Source organism: Paenibacillus sp. FSL H7-0756, assembly GCF_038006765.1.
Classification (GTDB): domain Bacteria; phylum Bacillota; class Bacilli; order Paenibacillales; family Paenibacillaceae; genus Paenibacillus_AQ.
This window is the reverse complement of sequence record NZ_JBBOVT010000009.1, coordinates 1-1393: the sequence shown is the minus strand read 5'-3', so window position 1 is coordinate 1393 and position 1393 is coordinate 1. Positions and strand designations below refer to the sequence as shown.

2 protein-coding genes are annotated in these 1393 nt (G+C 40.6%); both read left to right on the top strand.

Going from position 1 to position 1393, the window contains the following annotated elements:
* Positions 1-670, top strand: a 670-nt coding sequence (locus tag NST04_RS33970) for a CdiA family toxin C-terminal domain-containing protein (RefSeq protein ID WP_341188220.1), incomplete at its 5' end; no start/stop codon positions are given.
* 12 nt (positions 671-682) lie between these two features.
* Positions 683-1048 (top strand): ribonuclease toxin immunity protein CdiI, encoded by a 366-nt coding sequence (gene cdiI / locus NST04_RS33965; protein ID WP_341188219.1) that lies wholly within the window; start codon positions 683-685, stop codon positions 1046-1048.
* Positions 1049-1393: the final 345 nt, after the last annotated feature.

The window sequence follows — 1393 nt, the reverse complement described above, 5'->3', positions numbered from 1 at the left end:
CTTGAAGAACTGGAATTTTCCAGGGATGAACCCTTACCCGAACCGGTTGATTCCGGCAACGCCGGGCGGCCCGGGCCCGGTTGAGATGCCGGGGCAGGTGTGGCGGAGTGAGGGGCGGGGGAATGATGCTAAGATCCCTCAAACAGGGGCGGAATGGGATGAGTACTTCGGTTCAAAATATGGTGATGAAAATGTTACATGGGTGACTAAGAATAAGTTCGAGTATGTAAACGGTTTTGATGATCACATGATAAATGTACAAGGGCTTGTTAGAAAAGGGAATAAAGGCGTTGTTGGAGGTCATAATTTAGAAAATTTCGAGAAAATTCTGACAGATCAAGGTTGGAAGCTAGATGATGTTATTGTTTCAAGAACTCCGCATTCTACTGTTCCTGGGGTTTATGAAATAGAGTATAGAATTCCTGCATTAGACAGGGAATTAAAGGTAGTGCCTGGCCAATATAAAAATATCCCTCAACCAAAGACAGTCTATGATTCAAATGTAATTTCAAGTGAACAAATGATTGTATGGGGCAAAGAAGCTATGGCGAATGGTGTGATTAATGGGAGATTAGTGACTGGATACTCCTCTAATGGACTTAGATTTACGGGATACCTTGATGATAGTGGGAACATCACAAATTTCCATCCTTCATTTGAGGGGAAATAGGGAGGTAACGATATGACAAATGAAAATATTTCTGAAAAAAAACTGATAGATCTTTATTATTTTTCTATCGGAGATGGGAACTTTATTAAAGCGTTGGAAAAGTATTGTAACGGGCAGGGTTTTGGTAATGAGCATATCTGGTGTTTATTTGCAAGTGAACTAGAAGAGTGGGAAGAAGGGTACTTCGGAGAAGATGGGGTTTGCTATTTTTTTGACCGTCCTGCAGTTGATGAAGATGTAACCGTCGTACTAGATTACTACAGTTTCTATGTTTATCTTAAAGAAGCAAGTAAAGTATATTTGTTAAAGCACTCTGATGATAAGGATGTAGTTGAATCTCGATTATATGAAATTAAACGAAAGTTTAAAATTGTATAAGTAGTAGGGGCTACCTAGTGCCGAATAAACCCAACATTACCCATGTAATATTTTTACCCTGAATAATGCTACTCCGTTACATTTAACAGGTCGATTATGGTGAGATACCACCATGACAGGCCTGTTTTATCAGTGATATTAGATATAAAGGTCTATACTTTATAAGTTCTTTTCAAAGGCATCACGGCACTGGACGGCATGACCATCACAGTGAAGGGCCTCTATGTTCGACGACTTGAATAACTAGACGGCGGATTTGTACTCAGGAGGTGAATCATGCAACAGCAGGTGGATGTAAGCCGGATGCTGGAACTGGAGCAGGGAATGAAGCGCTTGAATCGTATA

Excerpts from the sequence above, each read along its gene's own strand:
- cdiI (WP_341188219.1), top strand. The coding sequence starts at position 683 with ATGACAAATGAAAATATTTCTGAAAAAAAACTGATAGATCTTTATTAT.